We start from the raw sequence: 18,060 nt of genomic DNA, 5'->3' as shown, positions 1-18,060 counted from the left end.
CTGAGGTCTGAGCTCTGAGGTTGTTGGGGAAGCCGGGTCCCGTCCGAGTCGTTCGGATGGGACCCGGCTTCTTGTGTGCGGTGGGGTTGCTCCGTCAAGCCTTAGCGGCGCTCGAAGCTCAGCAGCGGCGCGGGTTCGCTGGGCGCCGGCGCGTCGGGGTTCCGCGCGACAGCTCGCTCCAGCCGTTCGAACCCGGTTTCCACCTCCTCCGCGGTGAGATGGTTGAAGATCGTGTGGGTCCGCAGCCGGAGCCGGTCGAGCATCTCGCCGTAGGTCCCGGGGGAGGGCTCGGTGAAGGGGCCGAAGGTGCGGACGCGCCAGCCGGCCGAGGTGAAGGTCTCGATGGCCTGGTGCAGCGGCGGGAACAGCGTGGCGTCCTTCTCGAAACCGTTCGGGAAATGCTCCAGCCACCAGATCCAGGGCATCTGGTCGCCGTACCCGGAGCGGATGATCAGCCGTCCGCCCGGCTTGACGACGCGGGCCAGTTCCCGTGCCGCCCGCGGCTTGTCCTGCACGTGGTGCCACGACAGCAGCAGCATCGCGTAGTCGGCACTGGCCGTCGGCACCGGAATGTCCTCAGCGGCGCCTGCCACGTACCGCACATCGGGGTGCTGCGACTCCGCCAGCGCCACCTCCCGCATCCGTACCGACGGCTCGACCCCGGTCACCGGCCCGAAGGCGCTCGCCAGCGCCGGGGTGAACCTGCCGGTCCCGGAGCCGACGTCTAATCCGACCAGCGGCCGCGCTTCGGGCAGCAGGGCACTGAACGCGCCGATCCACGCTGCCATCTGCGCGTCTCTCAGCGCACGCCCCCGCGCATAGTCCTGATACTGCTCGGTGTCGTAGTCGGTCAGCTTCATGCCACAGCTCCTTTGTATCTTCTCGATGTATCGGGCCGATACATCGAGAAGATAGGGTGAGGCTCGTGCCGAGCGCAAGATCTCTTCGAAGATTGCGAAGATTGCCGACCAGATCACTGACAAGAGATGTCAGGGATGTAGGTCCACAGTGGACCCATGACCACGAGCGAGAACCTGATCGACGACGGCCGCCACGACTTCGACTTCCTGGTCGGCACCTGGAAGGTCGAGCACCGCAAGCTGGCCGCGATGGCCGACCCGCACTGCACGGAGTGGGTCGAGTTCGAAGGCGTGCAGTGGCTCCGTCCCACCCTCGGCGGCCTGGCCAACGTCGACAACCTCACCGTCGAGAAGATGCCGAACGGCACCCGCTTCGAAGGCATGTCCCTGCGCCTGTTCAACCCCGAGACCCGCGAGTGGAACATCCACTGGGCCTCGACCGCCGCCCCCGGCCACCTCGACCCGCCGGTCACCGGCCGCTGGACCGGCACCCACGGGGTCTTCCACGGCACCGACACCGTCAACGGCACACCGATCGAAGTGCGCTTCGACTGGAACGTCTTCGACGCCGACACCGCACAGTGGGAGCAGGCGTTCTCGTTCGACGGCGGTCAGACGTGGGTGCACAACTGGCGGATGTCGTTCACGCGGATCTCGCGGGCGGCGGAGGCGGGGGTCTGAGGCGTCCTACGTGGCTGATGCTGACACCTGCGCGAAGCGCAGGACGTTGCCATACGGATCGATCACATGGAACGTCGGGCCGCCGGGCGCGTCCAGGTCGAGCCCCGGACGCAGCGGTGCGTTCGGGCGGGCCAGCAGTTCGGCGTGGAGGTCGAAGACGTCGGCGACCGGGAACCAGGCGACACCGTTCGGGCTGCCGTCGCCGTGGTGCTCGGACAGGTGCAGGACCGCCTGCGAGCGGGACACCTGTACGTACAGCGGCAGCCCGGGCTCGAACCGGTGCTCCCAGTCCAGGGTGAATCCCAGGTACTCGAGGTAGAACGGCAGCGCCGCCGCCACCGACATCACTCGCAGCACCGGGATGCCGGCGCCGATCTCCGGGGGAGCGTTCCTGCCCGCGCCGGGCCTTCCGGCCAGCGCGGCGAGCACGTTCCAGTCCTTCGCGCCGACCTGGTGGGCGGTCAGTTCGAGGGCGAGGCTGTGCGGGATGTCGAAGCCTGCCGCGGCGAGGTCTTCACGCAGCAGCTTGGCGAGTGCTTTGGCGCGGTCTGTATTGGCGCGGTCTGTGTTGGCACGGTCTGCACCGATGGACGCCATGGCGTCAGCCTTCCACGCGGCCCGTCCTGCCGATGCTCGCGTTGTCGGCGGGTGCCGCGATCAGAAAGCCGGAGGCCGGTGGCTGTCTGGGGCGCATTCACCGAACCCCGAGGGGCGCGAGCGGCGGGCTGCGCCTGGCCGATCTTGATATAAGTACAAATATAAACCGTAGCCGCCGCCTCGGACAGGTGCTACAGGGCGTCGGGAGCGACCACCTCCTCGCCCTCGCCGCGCGGCTCCTCGAACCGCGCGGCGAACTGGTCGAGCATCGCAGGGGTCACGGTCAGCGCGTTCGCGTCCTGACGTACGTTGCGCTCGGCGAGCCGCCGCAGGAGTTCGGCCCGGTCCACCTTCAGGTAGATCAGGCGCCAGCTCCCGCTGGCGGCCTCGACCAGTTCCTTGTACGCCTCGCGCTCCGTGCGGAGCCAGAGGCCGTAGTCCAACACCACCGAGTGACCCGCCCGGATCGCCTCGGCCAGGCGCCGCTGGACGTCTTCCACCACCGGCGCCGCACGCGCGGGGTACTCCTCCTCCGGGTAGTCGACGCCGTGGCGGCCATGGCGTGCGAAGACTTCCTCGTCGACCGACAGCCGCAGCAGGCCGTGCTCGGTCTCCAGTCGTCGCGCGTACGTCGTCTTCCCGGATCCGGTCAGCCCGGCCAGCAGGTACACGACCGGGCGGGTCAGAGCGCGATCCCGTTCAAGGTGTGATCCCGTTCAAGGGGAAGTTCCGTTCAGGGCGTGATCCAGTACTGACTCAGCCCCGACTCCCCGGGAGCCGTCGGCTCGTTCTGCGTCTCCCGGTCCAGCCGGTATCCGAGCCGGCGGGGCACCGCGGCGCTGCGCACGTTCGCCGCGTCGCAGTGGATCTCGACGCGCTCGATCCCCGGCAGGGCGAGGGCTATGTCCGTGACGCGGGCCGTGGCGCGCGTCATCACGCCGCGGCCGGTGGCGTCGGAGCGCAGCCAGTAGCCGATCTCCAGGCCGCCGGGGCCGATCCGGTCCATCAGGCCGATGGTGCCGATCAGGTCGCCGCCGGCGTCCATGATCAGCCAGTTGAAGGTCGTGCCCGCCGCCCAGCCGGTCTCCGAGCGCTCGATGAACTCCCGCTGTTGCACGCTTTCCACCGGCTCCGTGCACCACGGCATCCACGGGTGCAGCTCGGTGAAGCTGGCTTTGACGGCCTCGTGGAGTGCGTCGGTGTCGTCCAGGGCGGGGCGCCGGAGGTGGTAGCCGTCGAGGTCGACGGTCTCCGGCGGGACGACACCCGGGGCGAGGGCCTTCGGGGGTCCAGCGGGTTCAGCGGCTTCGGTCATACGTCGTGATCTTTGCGGCGCGTTCACCCGTCCGCAAGTGTTTTCCACTGTCCGTTTCGTGACAGCAGGTCATAATGCCGCGACCGTTCGTCCCAACGGGTCAGCAGGGCACGGTCGGCGTCCGGGACGACCGCGGCGAAGGCGTCGTCGCCGGCGAAGGCGCGGACCGCGTCCCAGTCGAAGAAGTACATGATCGTGCTGAACTCGACCTCGGGGGAACCGGAGTCGGCACCGCCGTCATCGGTGGCATCGGTCGCATCGGGATCGTGCCGCAGCACGTCGATCCCGAGCATCCCCGGCGTCTGCTCCCCGTTCACCGACTCGCCGGTGATCTCCTCGCGCAGCAGCGCCTCGTACGCGTCGGCGTTCTCCGGCGTGGTCCACCCGCGCCACACTCTGATGATCATGATGGCATCCCCTCTCCTCCATGGTCTTGCGCCGCGCACTCGCCGCGCAAGCCAAACGCAAGCACGCCCGCCCAGAATTGGTGTCAACCAGGGAACACCGCAAGGGACCTGGCAGGGGAGGGGTTCCGTCGGATCCGCATCGGGGGCCGGACGGACCCGGGGGGCCCGAGCACGCGGTCTGCCCGTCGTGGGGCGGTGGGCAGACCGCGCTCGTGCGTCGTACACACCTGGTCGGCCGGTCGGAGGGGGCCGGCCGAACTGGAGTGCCGGCGGCGAGCTCAGGCCCCGGTGGAGGCTCAGACCGCGTCCGCTCCGGCGATCAACTCTGCGAGGTCGGCCGCATAACCCTGACGTCCCAACGCCAAAAAGATCTCGCGAGCCTCGGACCACGCACCCCGAGCACGATCGCCCTGCCCCAGCGAAGCGCACGCCTCGCCAAGCGCCCACAACGCGTACCCCTCGCCGTCACGGTTGCCGATCGAACGATGGAGCTCCAGCGCCTTGTCGATGCAGGGGATGGCTTCCTCACCCCGGCCGTTCTTCGCGTGCAGCTTCCCCAGGTTCCCCCACGCGATGGCCAGCCGCGGCGTGTCCCCGACCGTCTCGGCCGCCGCGAGCAGCCGCGGGTACAGCTCCAGCGCCTCCTCGGGATGGCCGGAGTCCCGCAGCGCCTCGGTCAGCGCGAGCATTACCGACACCTGAAGACTGGACAGCAGCGGCGTCGCCGGCAGCGCGTCCAGCTCGGCCAGCGAGTCCCGCAGCCGTTCGGCGGCCTCCCCGGGCCGACCGCTCTGCGCGACCGTGATGGCCGCGTTGATCCGCGCCTGCGCCACGCGCTCGACGAGCCCCGCCGACTCGTAGTGCGGAACCGCCTCGCCGAACGTCGCGATCGCCTCGTCGAACCGCCCGAGCGCGCCGTAGACGATGGCCAGGCTGTTCAACTGCACGCCGGCCACCTCCGGCTCGCCGAGCTTGATCGCCGCCTCGACGCCGGCCCGCAGCGGTTCTTCGAGTTCTTCCACACGGCCCCGGATCCGGAAGCCGTGCAGCAGCACCAGCGGCAACGCGGCGGCCGTGGCATGGTCGCCCTGCGCGGCGGCAGCGGCGGCGGCCTCGAGCAGCCCGGCCGACTCGCGGTCGAACCAGTCACCGGCCTCCGGCAGCCCCGCGAACGGCGCCGGATCGGCGTCCGGAATCCACGCCTCCCACGCCAACCGCGGCCGGTTCGGGTCGAACAACCGGTCCGCGGCCGCCGCACCGGCCAGGCACCACGACGTCCAGCGGCCCACAGCCTCGTCGCGCGCCGCACCACTGTCGGACGCCACCGCGTGCCCGCGCGCCAGCTCCTGGATCAGCGGATGGAACGCGAACCGCTCCGGCGCGGCCGGCTCCAGCAGCGAGACCTGCACCAGGTGCTCCACCGCCGAGTCGGCATCGAACTCGTCGACACCGAGCACCGCCGCAGCCGCCGGCAGGCTGAAGCGCTCGCCGCCGATCAGGCTCAGCAGGCGGAAGGCGCGGGCCAGGTCGACGTCGCGGCCGGCGGCGCCGTAGTTCAGGGCGAGGTAGCTCTCTTCCAAGGGCCCGCGAAGAGCGGTGCGCTCGGCTGCGGCGACGGCTGTGGCGCGCTTCGCTTCCGCCACAGGCTGCTCAGTGCCAGTGCCAGTGCCACTGCCGGAGCTAGTGCTAGCGCTAGGGCCGGAGCCCGAGCCCGCTTCCGCGCCAGAGCCGGAGCTAGTGCCCGTGCCACTGTCGGAGCTAGTGCTAGAGCTAGGACCGGAACGGGCAGGCTGAGCCCCATCACCCAGCGCATCGATCCCCGCCAACCGCTGCCCCACAGCCTCCAACCGAGCCACCAGCGACGCGACACTCCGCCCCCGCCGCTGCGCCAGGCGTGCCCCGCAGATGCGCAGCGCGATCGGCAGCCCGCCGCATGCCTCGGCCAGCCGCCGAAGTGCCGCCGGTTCGGCCTCGGCGCGGTCGTCGCCGATGATCCGTCCCAGCATCGCCACCGCCTGGTCGGTCGGCAGCCGTCCTAACTCCACCGGCAGCTGTCCGGCCAGTCCCGGCAGTCGTCGGCGGCTCGTGACGATCACCGCGGCCGGTGCGCTGGCCGGCAGTAGCCGGCGGATCTGCGCCGAGTCGGTCGCGTCGTCCAGGACCAGGAGGACCCTGCGGTCGGCCAGCGTGTTGCGCAGCAGCGCCGTGCGCTTGTCCGCGTCACCGGGGAACTCCGTCACTCCCAGCGCTCGTAGTACCTCCGACACGAGCTCGGCCGGTCGCCGTGGCGCGCGCAGGCCGCCGAGGCGGACGAACACCTGCCCGTCCGGGAACTCCGCACGCAGCCGTTGTCCGAGCCGTACTGCGAATGACGTCTTGCCGATGCCGCCGGGTCCCGTCACCACCACGACCGGCGCCGGATCGCCGGGCTCGGCCCCGGTCAGCACCTCGGCGACGGCGGCCAGCTGGTCGGTACGGCCGGTGAAGTCGGGGAGGTCGGCGGGTAGCAGCCGCGGGGCGGCCGGACGGTCGTCGTCCTCGCGCAGGATCTCCAGGAAGGCGGCCTTCAGCTGCTCGCCGGGCTCGATCCCGGCCTCCTCGACCAGCACCCGTCGTACCCGCTGGTACTCGGCCAGGGCCTCGGCCCGCCTGCCGTCCGCGGCCAGTGCGCCGAGCAGCAGCGCGGCCGGACGCTCCCGGAACGGGTTCTCGCCCACCAGGACCCGTAGTTGGGGGATGACCGCCGTCGTGCGTCCGAGTCGGAGCTCGACCTCGAACAGCTCCTCGCGGGTCAGCAGCTCCTGCTCGTCCCAGTACCGTACGGCGTCGTCGCGCCACGGCCCGCCCGGCACGTCTGCCAGCGGCGCGCCCCGCCACAGTGCGAGCGCCGAGGTATATGTGGCGCTCGCGGTCTCCAGGTCGCCGTGCGCCGTCGCCGTCCGAGCACGGTCCCGAAGGTCGCGGAACACGTCGATGTCCAGCTCCCCGGCGTGCAGCTCGACGGTGTACCCGGAGCTGTGCGTCCGTACCCGGTCCCCGAGCGGACCCAGTGCGCCCCGCAGCCGGCTGAGGTAGCTGTGCAGCGTGCCGGCTGCGCCGGCGGGCGGCTCCAGGTTCCAGACCTGGTCGGCCAGGTCGGCGGCGGCGACGGCGCGCGGCGCGGTGAGCAGCAGTGCGGCCAAGATGGCACGCTGCCGGGGCGCCGCGACGGGACGCGGTCCGGAAGGATCTTCGACCAGCAGGGGACCGAGGACGCCGAACCGTGTGCCTGACATGGAACCGGACAGTATTGGACGCGGTATCGTGCGGGCAATTCTCAGGAAATTCTCGATACTAGAACCCGGGAAGGCGGCTGTGTCCCCCGATCGGCGTAGTGCCGGAGCGTGCCGGAGGCATCTCCCGAAGGCTGGTCGTGCGATGCCTTCCCCGGCAATCATCAAGACGTGCCCACGGGAGCCGCGGATGTCCGGTTGACGAGACGCGCTTTGCATACAGTTTCCGTATTCCGTATTCTCATGCACATGACCTACACGGCAGCGGTGGCCGGGGCGACCGGCTACGCGGGGGGCGAGCTGCTCCGGCTCCTCCTCGGGCACCCCGACTTCCAGATCGGCGCACTCACCGCCGGCGCGAGCGCCGGCTCCCGGCTCGGCGAGCACCAGCCGCACCTGGCGCCGCTGGCCGACCGCGTCGTCGCCGACACCACCGCCGAGGCGCTGGCCGGGCATGACGTCGTCTTCCTCGCGCTGCCGCACGGACAGTCCGCCGCCATCGCCGAGGCGCTGGGACCGGACACCGTGATCGTCGACTGCGGCGCCGACTACCGGCTCTCCGACGCCGCGGCGTGGGAGAAGTTCTACGGCTCCGCGCACGCCGGGACCTGGCCCTACGGCCTGCCCGAGCTGCCCGGAGCGCGCGCCGCGCTCGCCGGCGCCAAGCGCGTCGCCGTGCCCGGCTGCTTCCCGACCGTCTCCTCGCTGGCGCTGGCGCCGGCCGTGGCCGCCGGCCTGGTCGAGCCGGACGTGGTCGTGGTCGCTGCTACTGGGACCTCCGGCGCCGGCAAGTCCCTGAAGCCGAACCTGCTCGGCTCGGAGATCATGGGGAACACCGCCGCGTACAACATCGCCGGCGTGCACCGGCACACGCCGGAGATCGCGCAGAACCTCGGCGCGCTCGCCGGGGAGCCGGTGACGGTGTCCTTCACGCCGGTGCTGGTCCCGATGCCCCGCGGCATCCTGGCCACCTGCACCGCGAAGGTGAAACCGGGCGTCGGCGCCGACCAGCTGCGGGAGGCCTACCTGAAGGCCTACGACGACGAGCCGTTCGTGATCGTGCTGCCCGAGGGGCAGCTGCCGACCACCGCCGCCGTCCTTGGATCGAACGCCGTGCAGCTCCAGGTCGCGGTCGACGAGGCCGCCGGGCGCGCCGTCGTCATCGGCGCCATCGACAACCTCACCAAGGGCACGGCCGGCGGTGCCCTGCAGTGCGCGAACCTCGCACTGGGCCTGCCGGAGGCCGCCGGTCTGAGCACCGTCGGGATCGCACCGTGAACCCGACCACCACAACTACAGAGATACAGGGGAGCTGAACAGTGAGCGTCACCTCCGCGAAGGGCTTCCGAGCCGCGGGCATCGCCGCCGGGATCAAGGCCTCCGGAAACCCGGACCTGGCCCTGGTCGTCAACGACGGCCCGGCGACCGCCGCCGCCGGCGTCTTCACCTCCAACCGCGTGAAGGCCGCCCCGGTCGTGTGGTCCGAGCAGGTCCTCAAGGGCGGCGCGGTCAAGGCCGTCGTCCTGAACTCCGGCGGCGCGAACGCCTGCACCGGCCCGGCCGGCTTCCAGGACACGCACAAGACCGCCGAGGAGGCCGCCGCGCTGCTCGACGCCTCGGCCGCCGAGATCGCCGTGTGCTCCACCGGCCTGATCGGCGTCCGGCTCCCGATGGACGCGCTGCTGCCCGGGCTCAAGACCGCGACCGACGCGCTCGCCGCTGACGGCGGGCCGGCCGCCGCGACAGCCATCATGACCACCGACACCGTCGCCAAGACCGCCGAGGCGCATGGCAGCGGCTACGTCGTCGGCGGGATGGCCAAGGGCGCCGGCATGCTCGCGCCGGGGCTGGCCACCATGCTCGTGGTCGTCACCACCGACGCCGTGGCCGACGCCGCCGTGCTCGACACGGTCCTGCGCGCCGCCACGAAGGTCACCTTCGACCGTGTCGACTCCGACGGCTGCATGTCCACCAACGACACGGTCCTGCTGCTTGCCTCCGGTGCCTCCGAGACCGTCCCGGACCTCGCCGAGTTCCAGGCCGCCGTCACCTCCGTGTGCGCGGACCTGGCACGCCAGCTCGTCGGCGACGCCGAGGGCGCCACCAAGGACATCGCCGTCGAGGTCGTGCGGGCCGCCACCGAGGACGACGCGGTCCAGGTCGCCAAGGCCGTCACCCGCAGCAACCTGTTCAAGTGCGCGATGTACGGCAACGACCCGAACTGGGGCCGGGTGCTCTCCGCCGTCGGTACCACCGACGCGGCGTTCGAGCCGGACCAGCTGTCCGTGGCCATCAACGGCGTCTGGGTCTGCCGCGACGGCGGTGTCGGCGAGGACCGCGACCTGGTCGACCTCACCGGCCGCGAGGTCAAGGTCACCGTCGACCTGGCCGCCGGCACCTCCGGCGCGACCGTCTGGACCAACGACCTGACCCCCGGCTACGTCCACGAGAACTCGGCGTACTCCTCGTGAGCACCGTCCAGTCGATCGCGGCCGGCGGCGCGCGCCGGCACGAGGCCCTGGCCAAGGCCGGCATCCTCACCGAGGCCCTGCCGTGGCTGTCGGCCCTGCACGGCAAGACCGTCGTGGTGAAGTTCGGCGGCAACGCCATGATCGACGAGGAGCTGCAGGCCGCCTTCGCCAAGGACATCGTCTTCCTGCGCTACGCCGGCCTGCGGCCGGTCGTCGTGCACGGCGGCGGCCCGCAGATCAACGCCCAGCTGGACAAGCTCGGCATCGAGCACCGCTTCGCCGGCGGCCTGCGGGTCACCACCGACGAGACCATGGACGTGGTCCGCATGGTGCTCACCGGCCAGGTGCAGCGCGACATCGTCGGCCTGATCAACACCCTGGGCCCGTTCGCCGTCGGCCTGTCCGGGGAGGACGCCGACACGCTGAAGGCGGTGAAGCGGCACGCCGTCGTCGACGGCGAGAGTGTGGACATCGGCCGGGTCGGCGACGTCGAGGCGGTCAACCCCGGCGCCATCAACGCCCTGCTGGACGACGGCCGCATCCCGGTCGTGTCCTCCATCGCCCGCGCCGCCGACGGCGACGGGGTCTACAACGTCAACGCCGACACCGCCGCCGCGGCGCTGGCCGTCGGGCTGGGGGCGGAGAAGCTGGTGGTACTCACCGACGTCGAGGGCCTGTTCGCGGACTGGCCCGCCTCCGACGAGGTGATCAGCCTGCTGTCCGCCGACGAGCTGGCCGAACTGCTGCCGACGCTGTCCTCCGGGATGGTGCCGAAGATGGAGGCCTGCCTGCGGGCCGTGCGCGGCGGAGTGCCGCGGGCCCACGTTTTAGACGGCCGGGTGCCGCACGCGCTGCTACTGGAGGTCTTCACGGACGAGGGGATCGGAACGATGGTGGTGCCGGCATGAACGCCGTGGTGAATCGGGAACCGGAACCGGTGGGCGAGACCGAGCTGTTCGGGGACGCCGAGCTGTTCGGAGAGACCGCGCTGCCGGTCGTCGAACCCGGATACGGCGAAGCCTGGACCGAGCGGTACGGCGGAGCCCTGATGAACACCTTCGGCACGCCGCAGAAGGTGCTGGTGCGCGGCGAGGGCGTCTACGTCTGGGACGCCGACGGCCGCCGCTACCTGGACCTGCTGGCCGGCATCGCGGTCAACGCGCTCGGACACGCGCACCCGCTGATCGTGCAGGCCGTCACCACGCAGCTGACCACCCTCGGCCACATCTCCAACTTCTTCGCCTCGGCGCCGCAGATCGTGCTGGCCGAGCGGCTCGTGGAGCTGCTGGGCCGGGCCAACGACACCGACGCGCGGGTGTTCTTCTGCAACTCCGGCGCCGAGGCGAACGAGGCCGCGTTCAAGGCCGCGCGCCGCACCGGCCGGACCAAGATGGTCTCCACCGAGGGCTCGTTCCACGGCCGGACCATGGGCGCGCTGGCGCTGACCGGCAAGGCCGCGATCCGCGAGCCGTTCGAGCCGCTGCCGGGCGAGGTGAGCTTCGTGCCCTACGGCGACGTCGCAGCGCTCGAAGCCGCGATCGACGACGAGACCGCGGCGTTCATCGTCGAGCCGATCCAGGGTGAGAAGGGCGTCATCGCCGCCGCCCCCGGCTACCTGGAGGCGGCGCGCGAGATCACCGCCAGGCACGGCGCGCTGCTCATCCTCGACGAGGTCCAGACCGGCATCGGCCGCACCGGCAAGTGGTTCGGGCACAGCGGCACCGGCGTCGTCCCGGACCTGGTCACGCTCGCCAAGGGCCTCGGCGGCGGCATGCCGATCGGCGCGTGCGTGGGCCTGGGCCGGGCCGCGACGCTGCTCGGACCGGGACAGCACGGCTCCACCTACGCCGGCAACCCGGTCGCCTGCGCCGCCGGGCTGGCCGTGCTGCACGCCATCGAGCGCGACGACCTGCTGGCCAACGTCCGCACCGTCGGCGCGCACCTGGCCGCCGGTATCAACGCCCTGAACCACCCGGCGGTGGCCGGGGTGCGCGGCGAGGGGCTGCTGCTGGCGATCATGCTGACCGGCCCGTACTCCGCCGACGCCGCCAAGGCCGCGCTGGACGCCGGCTTCATCGTCAACGCCCCGGCCCCCGACGCCATCCGGCTCGCCCCGCCGCTCATCCTCACCACCCCGCAGGCCGACGAGTTCCTGGCCGCGCTTCCCGCCCTCCTCGACACGGCGCTCGCCGCCGCCACCCCGAAGGACGCCTGAGCATGGTCCGCCACTTCCTCCGCGACGACGACCTGAGCCCCGCCGAACAGAAGCGGGTCCTGGACCTGGCCATCGCGTTCAAGAAGGCCCCGCTGGACCACCAGGTCCTGTCCGGGCCGCGGGCGGTCGCCGTCATCTTCGACAAGCCCTCCACCCGTACCCGCGTCTCCTTCAGCGTCGGCGTCGCCCAGCTCGGCGGCTACCCGCTGGTCATCGACTCCGGCAGCAGCCAGCTCGGCCGCGGCGAGGAGATCGGCGACACCGCGCGGGTGCTGGAGCGGCAGGTCGCGGCGATCGTGTGGCGGACCTTCAGCCAGGCCCGGATCGAGGAGCTGGCCGCGGTGTCCTCGGTGCCGGTCGTCAACGCCCTGACCGACGACTTCCACCCCTGCCAGATCCTCGCCGACCTGCAGACGGTGCGCGAACACAAGGGCCGGCTGGCCGGGCTCACCATGACCTACCTCGGCGACGCCGCCAACAACATGGCGAACTCCTACCTGCTCGGCGGCGCCACCGCCGGCATGCACGTGCGGGTCTGCGGACCCGCGGAGTACCTGCCCCGGCCCGACATCGTCGCCGACGCCGAGCGCGTCGCGGAGGCCACCGGCGGCTCGGTAACGGTGAGCACCGACGTCGCCGAGGCCTGCGCCGGGGCCGACGTCCTGGTCACCGACACCTGGGTGTCCATGGGCCAGGAGGACGAGAAGGCGGCGCGCGTCGAGGTCTTCAAGCCCTACGCCCTGGACGAGGCCGCGCTGGCGCTCGGCGCCCCGGACGCGATAGTCCTTCACTGCCTCCCGGCGTATCGGGGCTATGAGATAGCGGCTTCGGTGATCGACGGCCCGCAGAGCGTGGTGTGGGACGAGGCGGAGAACAGGCTCCACGCGCAGAAGGCCCTACTCGCTTTCCTGTTGGAGTCCTCCTCATGAGCGAAGCCACCGTCCCGCAGACCCGCACCGCGCGCCACCAGCGGATCGCGCTGCTGTTGGAGCGGCACTCCGTGCGCTCCCAGGCCGAGCTGGGCCGGCTGCTGGCCGAGGACGGCCTGTCCGTCACTCAGGCCACGCTGTCGCGGGACCTCGACGAGCTCGGCGCGGTCCGGGTGCGCGACGGTGCCGGGAACCTGGTGTACGCGATCCCGGCCGAGGGCGGCGACCGCACGCCGGTGGCCGCGCAGTCCGAGCCGGTGTTCGAGCACCGGCTGCACCGGCTGCTGGGGGAGCTGCTGGTCAGCGCGGAGGCGTCGGCGAACCTGGTGGTCGTGCGCACGCCGCCGGGGGCCGCGCAGTTCATGGCCAGCGCTTTCGACAAGGCCTCGATCCCGGAGATCCTGGGCAGCATCGCCGGCGACGACACGGTGCTGCTGATCAGCCGGGAGCCCGACGGCGGCGCGGCGCTGGCCGCGAAACTGCTGGCCGCGGCCGAGAACTGATTCTTTTCACACTTACTCAGAGGGAACGGCGAGGAACATGAGCAACCCGGCACCCAAGTCGCAGCTTTGGGGCTCCCGCTTCTCCGGCGGACCGTCGGAGGCGCTGGCCGCCCTGTCGGCGTCGGTGCACTTCGACTGGCGGCTGGCGCGGTACGACCTGGCCGGCTCGCGGGCCCACGCGCGCGTCCTGAACCGCGCCGGCCTGCTCAGCGCCGAGGACCTGGCCGCGATGCTGGCCGGGCTGGACGCGCTGGAGGCCGACGTGGTCTCCGGGGCGTTCGTGGCCACGGTCGCCGACGAGGACTGCCACACCGCGCTGGAGCGCGGCCTGATCGAGAAGCTCGGGGCCGAGCTCGGCGGCCGGCTGCGGGCCGGCCGTTCGCGCAACGACCAGATCGCCACGCTGGGCCGGATGTTCCTGCGCGACCACGCGCGGCAGATCGCCTCCCTGGTGGCCGACCTCGAGCAGGCGCTGATCGACCAGGCGTCGGCGCACATGGACGTGGCCATGCCCGGCCGCACCCACCTGCAGCACGCGCAGCCGGTGCTGTTCGCGCACCACATCCTGGCGCACGCGCAGGCGCTGTCCCGGGACGCCGAGCGGCTGCGGGACTGGGACAAGCGGGCCGACGTCTCGCCGTACGGCTCCGGCGCGCTGGCCGGCTCGACGCTCGGGCTGGACCCCGAGGCCGTCGCGGCCGACCTGGGCTTCTCGGCCAGCGCCGCGAACTCCATCGACGGGACCGCATCGCGCGACGTGTTCGCCGAGTTCGCGTTCGTCACGGCGATGATCGGGATCGACGTCTCCCGGATCGCCGAGGAGATCATCCTGTGGACCACGAAGGAGTTCTCCTTCGTGACCCTGGACGACGCCTTCGCCACCGGCTCCTCGATCATGCCGCAGAAGAAGAACCCGGACATCGCCGAGCTGGCGCGCGGCAAGTCCGGCCGGCTGCTCGGGAACCTGACCGGCCTGCTGGCCACGCTCAAGGCCCTGCCGCTGGCCTACAACCGGGACCTGCAGGAGGACAAGGAGCCGGTGTTCGACTCGGTCGACACGCTGGAGGTGCTGCTGCCGGCGTTCACCGGGATGATCGCGACGATGGTCGTGCACGGCGACCGGATGGCGGCGCTGGCGCCGCAGGGATTCTCGCTGGCGACCGACGTCGCGGAGTGGCTGGTGCGGCAGGGCGTCCCGTTCCGGGTCGCGCACGAGGTCGCGGGCGGCTCGGTGCGGTACTGCGAGGAGCGCGGCCTCACCCTGGAGGAGCTGACCGACGCGCAGCTCGCGGAGATCTCGCCGCTGCTGACGCCCGACGTGAAGACGGTGCTGAGCGTCGAGGGGTCGCTGGCCTCGCGCGACGGCCGGGGCGGCACGGCGCCGAAGCGGGTCGCCGAGCAGCTGGAGGAGCTGGTCGCGGACGTCGCTGGGCAGCGGGGGTGGGCCGCGCGCTGATTGGTTCACAGCGAATGCGTCGCTGACCGTAGCCAGTTGGCGACGCATTCGGCATTCTGTTAGGCATCTTTGCGTTGAGGGGAGGAGATGCTTTGCGGACCAAGAGGCGGGATCCCGACGACGAGTACGGGGACGACTCACCGCGTGAGCCATGGTCAGAGGTGGCGCCGGGGCTGTGGATGGGGGGCCACGTCTACACGGCCGTCGACGGGATCTCGACGAGGGCCATCGTCACCGATCAGTTCGATGTGGTCTACAGCCTGACGCAGAAGGAGGGCTACGGACCTGCCCCGGGGGTGGAGCACCATGTGCTGCGCATACCCGACGACGTGCTGACCGCTCAGCAGATCCGCGACGTCGAGGAGTTCGCGGCGTCGGCGGCCTCGGACTACATCGCGGGGCGGCATGTGCTGGTGCGGTGTTGGGCCGGGATGAACCGCTCTGGGTTGGTGGTCGCAGAGGTACTCATACAGAGCGGCTATACGGCGGCGGACGCTATAGCGATGATCCGGAAGTACCGTTCGCCAGCCGCGCTGAGCAACGAGTCCTTTGTGGCGTACCTGGAGACCGGGCTCGGGCTCGCGGCCGAACTGTCGGGGCTGTGGAGCGGTTGACGGGTCCGGTTTCCGCTAAGGGCTGTGGGCGCGGCGTGGTTGACTCGCTGTATGCCTGTCGTGCCGCGGTCCTTCTTCTCGCGCCCTTCTGAGGACGTCGCACCGGACCTTCTGGGGTGCCTGCTGGTTCGGGACAGTGCGGAGGGCCGTCGTGTCCTTCGCATTACCGAGGTGGAGGCGTACGCGGGTCCGTTGGACCCTGCTTCGCACGGCTATAGAGGGAAGACTCCGCGGACCGAAGTGATGTTCGGGCCTCCGGGGTTTCTGTACGTCTACTTCACCTACGGCATGCATTACTGCATCAACTTCGTCTGTAGTCCCGATGGGGAGTGCTCGGCGGTTCTCATCCGTGCCGGGGAGATTGTCGAGGGAGCCGATCTGGCGCGGACTGTGCGAGTCGGATCCTCTGACCGCGACTTGGCGCGAGGTCCGGCGCGGCTCACCAAGGCGTTGGACCTGGGCCGGGACGACAACGGCCGCGACCTGTGCGACGGCGGTCCGTTGACGGTCCTCGCGCGGGAATCCGCCGACTTCACTGTCGCGACAGGTCCCCGCGTCGGGGTGTCGTCCGCTAAGGAGATCCCCTGGCGATTCTGGATTGAAGGCGACAAGACGGTCAGCCCCTATAAGGAGCACAAGCCCAAAGTGCGGTCCGCCACGTCGTCCTGAGTCCTGAACCCGTTCGCACGACCGGTGTCCTATACGGCAGGCTGGAGTACGACACCGATCACCTACTAGCGATGACCGCGAGGGATACCGTGACCGACATCGTCGATGACCTGAAGTGGCACGGGCTGCTGGCCCTGTCCACGGACGAGGACGCGCTGCGCAAAGCGTTCGCCGACGGGCCGGTCACCTTCTATGTGGGCTTCGACCCCACCGCGCCCTCCCTGCACTTCGGCAACCTGGTCCAGATGATCGCCGCCCGGCGCATCCAGGAGGCCGGGCACAAGCCGCTGATCCTGGTCGGCGGCTCGACCGGACTGATCGGCGACCCCAAGCCGACCTCCGAGCGCACGCTGAACAGCAAGGAGACGGTCGCGGAGTGGGTCGGCAAGATCCGCGAGCAGGTCTCCCGCTTCGTCTCCTTCGAGGGCCCCAACGCCGCGCGCGTGGTGAACAACCTCGACTGGACGGCGCCGATGTCCGCGATCGACTTCCTGCGGGACATCGGCAAGCACTTCCGGGTCGGGAAGATGCTGTCCAAGGACGCCGTGAGTACGCGTCTGAACTCCGAGGCCGGCATCAGCTACACGGAGTTCAGCTACCAGATCCTGCAGGGGATGGACTACCTGGAGCTGTACCGGCAGTACGGCTGCGTTCTGCAGACCGGCGGCAGCGACCAGTGGGGCAACATCACCGCGGGTGTCGACCTGATCCACAAGGCGGAAGGCGCCTCGGTACACGCACTGGCCACCCCGCTGCTCCTTAAGGCGGACGGCACGAAGTTCGGCAAGACAGAGTCCGGCACGGTGTGGCTCTCTGCAGAGCTGATGACGCCGTACGCCTTCTACCAGTTCTTCCTGAACTCCGAAGACGCAATGGTGGTCAGCTACCTGAAGGTGTTCAGCTTCCGGTCCCGCGAGGAGATCGAGGAACTGGAACGGCTGACGACGGAGAAGCCTCAGATGCGCGCCGCACAGAAGGCGCTCGCCGAGGAGATCACGACGCTGGTGCACGGAGCCGAGGCCACCGCCCAGGTGATCGCGGCCTCCAAGGCGCTGTTCGGCCAGGGCGACCTGGCCGAGCTCGACGAGCCGACCTTGCGCGCGGCCCTGGCCGAGCTGCCGGGCACGAAGGTCACCGAGCTGGTCCCGGTCGCGCAGCTGCTGGCCGACACCGGCCTGGTGGCCAGCCGCGGCGCCGGCCGCCGGACGATCAACGAGGGCGGCGCGTACGTGAACAACCGCAAGGTCGAGGCCGAGGACGAAGTGCCGGCCGAGGCGGACCTGCTGCACGGCCGCTGGCTGGTCCTGCGGCGCGGCAAGCGCACCCTCGGCTCGGTCGAGGTCGGGGCCTGACCTGCTGTTCCGGCCGTCGTCCGGGTCCGAGTTGACCTGAACGGCGGCCCAGCGTATAGTTTGTAGACGTTGCCCACCAGGCAGGATCAACGCAATCGCGGGATCACTCCGGGTAGCCATTCGAAGCGACATACCTCCACGGCAAGTGCGGCGCTCTGACCTTCGTCAGAAGATCAGCGAAGCGACGCAGGTGCCGTGTCGGCGTCTTCGGGTGTCGTCAGGGCTCTGACAGCCCGCCGATTTGGTCGGCGGCCACGGAGTCCGATACAGTCTGGGAACCGCCGAGGAACGGGACATTAAATCCCGCCCAAAGCAAATAGCAATAAAGCGAAAGCTGAAATTGCGAAGAACGCAGAGGATCTGCTAAGATCTAAAGCGAAGCAAGGCAAGAAAGAACAAAAGAAAAACAGCAAGACCTGACAACGCCGGGTCGCAGCCGATCGGAACGAAGGTTCCGGGACGAGTGGTTCGGGCGTCTGTTTCTTGAGAACTCAACAGTGTGTGACGAATTGTGATGCCATGCGACCTCGGTCCTGCGCTCCTCGTGAGCGATGGTCCGAGCGTCATTGAACACATGGTTGACAGTGCCCATCCCGACCCCCGTCGGGGTGTATGCGACTGTCCGCCAGGTGACTCTTCTGACACCTCATGCCGACCTTATTCCGGTCGGCTGGTGATAATCATCAATGGAGAGTTTGATCCTGGCTCAGGACGAACGC

At 70.3% G+C, this 18,060-nt stretch carries 17 protein-coding genes; 11 read left to right on the top strand and 6 right to left on the bottom strand.

All coding sequences use genetic code 11. The features are described from left to right. Positions 1-101 precede the first annotated feature (101 nt). Complete coding sequence (locus tag ABH920_RS48900; protein ID WP_370356546.1) at positions 102-860, bottom strand: methyltransferase domain-containing protein; 759 nt, start codon at positions 858-860, stop codon at positions 102-104. Positions 861-1,016: 156 nt separating this feature from the next. On the opposite strand from ABH920_RS48900, the gene ABH920_RS48895 reads away from it, so the two are divergent. Beyond that, entirely contained in the window at positions 1,017-1,541 is a 525-nt protein-coding gene (locus ABH920_RS48895; protein ID WP_370356544.1) for a hypothetical protein, read from the top strand. Between the two features lie 6 nt (positions 1,542-1,547). Here ABH920_RS48895 and ABH920_RS48890 read toward each other — a convergent pair whose 3' ends face one another. From ABH920_RS48890 to ABH920_RS48870, 5 genes are all read right to left on the bottom strand, one after another. Further along, positions 1,548-2,138: a glyoxalase superfamily protein gene (locus tag ABH920_RS48890; protein WP_370356542.1), complete on the bottom strand. Its 591-nt coding sequence runs from the start codon at positions 2,136-2,138 to the stop codon at positions 1,548-1,550. Positions 2,139-2,329: 191 nt separating this feature from the next. Continuing rightward, complete coding sequence (locus ABH920_RS48885; protein ID WP_370356540.1) at positions 2,330-2,809, bottom strand: AAA family ATPase; 480 nt, start codon at positions 2,807-2,809, stop codon at positions 2,330-2,332. Between the two features lie 62 nt (positions 2,810-2,871). After that, on the bottom strand, positions 2,872-3,453 hold the full coding sequence (locus tag ABH920_RS48880; protein WP_370356538.1) for a GNAT family N-acetyltransferase: 582 nt from the start codon (positions 3,451-3,453) through the stop codon (positions 2,872-2,874). Between the two features lie 23 nt (positions 3,454-3,476). Continuing rightward, positions 3,477-3,860: an antibiotic biosynthesis monooxygenase gene (locus ABH920_RS48875; protein WP_370356535.1), complete on the bottom strand. Its 384-nt coding sequence runs from the start codon at positions 3,858-3,860 to the stop codon at positions 3,477-3,479. Between the two features lie 296 nt (positions 3,861-4,156). After that, positions 4,157-7,135: a BTAD domain-containing putative transcriptional regulator gene (locus ABH920_RS48870; protein WP_370356533.1), complete on the bottom strand. Its 2,979-nt coding sequence runs from the start codon at positions 7,133-7,135 to the stop codon at positions 4,157-4,159. 246 nt (positions 7,136-7,381) lie between these two features. On the opposite strand from ABH920_RS48870, the gene argC reads away from it, so the two are divergent. From argC to tyrS, 10 genes are all read left to right on the top strand, one after another. Further along, positions 7,382-8,410 (top strand): N-acetyl-gamma-glutamyl-phosphate reductase, encoded by a 1,029-nt coding sequence (gene argC, locus ABH920_RS48865; RefSeq protein ID WP_370356531.1) that lies wholly within the window; start codon positions 7,382-7,384, stop codon positions 8,408-8,410. Positions 8,411-8,451: 41 nt separating this feature from the next. Continuing rightward, positions 8,452-9,603 (top strand): bifunctional glutamate N-acetyltransferase/amino-acid acetyltransferase ArgJ, encoded by a 1,152-nt coding sequence (gene argJ, locus ABH920_RS48860; RefSeq protein WP_370356529.1) that lies wholly within the window; start codon positions 8,452-8,454, stop codon positions 9,601-9,603. Continuing rightward, on the top strand, positions 9,600-10,511 hold the full coding sequence (gene argB / locus ABH920_RS48855; protein WP_370356527.1) for an acetylglutamate kinase: 912 nt from the start codon (positions 9,600-9,602) through the stop codon (positions 10,509-10,511). The genes argJ and argB overlap by 4 nt, the downstream gene beginning before the upstream one ends. Beyond that, complete coding sequence (locus tag ABH920_RS48850) at positions 10,508-11,818, top strand: acetylornithine transaminase (RefSeq protein WP_370356525.1); 1,311 nt, start codon at positions 10,508-10,510, stop codon at positions 11,816-11,818. The genes argB and ABH920_RS48850 overlap by 4 nt, the downstream gene beginning before the upstream one ends. Positions 11,819-11,820: 2 nt before the next feature. After that, a complete protein-coding gene (argF, locus tag ABH920_RS48845; RefSeq protein WP_370356523.1) occupies positions 11,821-12,747 on the top strand; it encodes an ornithine carbamoyltransferase in 927 nt (308 codons plus the stop codon). Beyond that, complete coding sequence (locus tag ABH920_RS48840; RefSeq protein WP_370356521.1) at positions 12,744-13,250, top strand: arginine repressor; 507 nt, start codon at positions 12,744-12,746, stop codon at positions 13,248-13,250. The genes argF and ABH920_RS48840 overlap by 4 nt, the downstream gene beginning before the upstream one ends. A gap of 37 nt (positions 13,251-13,287) precedes the next feature. Beyond that, the gene (gene argH / locus ABH920_RS48835; protein WP_370356519.1) at positions 13,288-14,706 is read left to right on the top strand and encodes an argininosuccinate lyase; all 1,419 of its coding nucleotides are present in this window, start codon (positions 13,288-13,290) and stop codon (positions 14,704-14,706) included. 92 nt (positions 14,707-14,798) lie between these two features. Continuing rightward, a complete protein-coding gene (locus ABH920_RS48830; RefSeq protein WP_370356517.1) occupies positions 14,799-15,320 on the top strand; it encodes a dual specificity protein phosphatase family protein in 522 nt (173 codons plus the stop codon). Positions 15,321-15,371: 51 nt separating this feature from the next. Next, positions 15,372-15,989, top strand: a complete 618-nt coding sequence (locus tag ABH920_RS48825) for a DNA-3-methyladenine glycosylase (RefSeq protein WP_370356515.1) — start codon at positions 15,372-15,374, stop codon at positions 15,987-15,989. Positions 15,990-16,078: 89 nt separating this feature from the next. Continuing rightward, on the top strand, positions 16,079-17,341 hold the full coding sequence (tyrS, locus tag ABH920_RS48820; protein ID WP_370356586.1) for a tyrosine--tRNA ligase: 1,263 nt from the start codon (positions 16,079-16,081) through the stop codon (positions 17,339-17,341). Positions 17,342-18,060 lie beyond the last annotated feature (719 nt).

This window comes from Catenulispora sp. EB89 (assembly GCF_041261445.1).
In the GTDB taxonomy this organism is placed as follows: domain Bacteria; phylum Actinomycetota; class Actinomycetes; order Streptomycetales; family Catenulisporaceae; genus Catenulispora.
The sequence above is the reverse complement of the archived record's forward strand: the minus strand, read 5'-3'. Positions and strand labels throughout refer to the sequence as shown.

What these genes read in the sequence shown, in the direction of transcription:
- ABH920_RS48825 (WP_370356515.1), top strand. Translation starts at nt 15,372, where the DNA reads ATGCCTGTCGTGCCGCGGTCCTTCTTCTCGCGCCCTTCTGAGGACGTC.
- ABH920_RS48890 (WP_370356542.1), bottom strand. Translation starts at nt 2,138, where the DNA reads ATGGCGTCCATCGGTGCAGACCGTGCCAACACAGACCGCGCCAATACA.
- ABH920_RS48850 (WP_370356525.1), top strand. Translation starts at nt 10,508, where the DNA reads ATGAACGCCGTGGTGAATCGGGAACCGGAACCGGTGGGCGAGACCGAG.
- ABH920_RS48880 (WP_370356538.1), bottom strand. Translation starts at nt 3,453, where the DNA reads ATGACCGAAGCCGCTGAACCCGCTGGACCCCCGAAGGCCCTCGCCCCG.
- argC (WP_370356531.1), top strand. Translation starts at nt 7,382, where the DNA reads ATGACCTACACGGCAGCGGTGGCCGGGGCGACCGGCTACGCGGGGGGC.
- ABH920_RS48895 (WP_370356544.1), top strand. Translation starts at nt 1,017, where the DNA reads ATGACCACGAGCGAGAACCTGATCGACGACGGCCGCCACGACTTCGAC.
- ABH920_RS48840 (WP_370356521.1), top strand. Translation starts at nt 12,744, where the DNA reads ATGAGCGAAGCCACCGTCCCGCAGACCCGCACCGCGCGCCACCAGCGG.
- ABH920_RS48870 (WP_370356533.1), bottom strand. Translation starts at nt 7,135, where the DNA reads ATGTCAGGCACACGGTTCGGCGTCCTCGGTCCCCTGCTGGTCGAAGAT.
- argF (WP_370356523.1), top strand. Translation starts at nt 11,821, where the DNA reads ATGGTCCGCCACTTCCTCCGCGACGACGACCTGAGCCCCGCCGAACAG.
- argH (WP_370356519.1), top strand. Translation starts at nt 13,288, where the DNA reads ATGAGCAACCCGGCACCCAAGTCGCAGCTTTGGGGCTCCCGCTTCTCC.
- ABH920_RS48900 (WP_370356546.1), bottom strand. Translation starts at nt 860, where the DNA reads ATGAAGCTGACCGACTACGACACCGAGCAGTATCAGGACTATGCGCGG.
- ABH920_RS48875 (WP_370356535.1), bottom strand. Translation starts at nt 3,860, where the DNA reads ATGATCATCAGAGTGTGGCGCGGGTGGACCACGCCGGAGAACGCCGAC.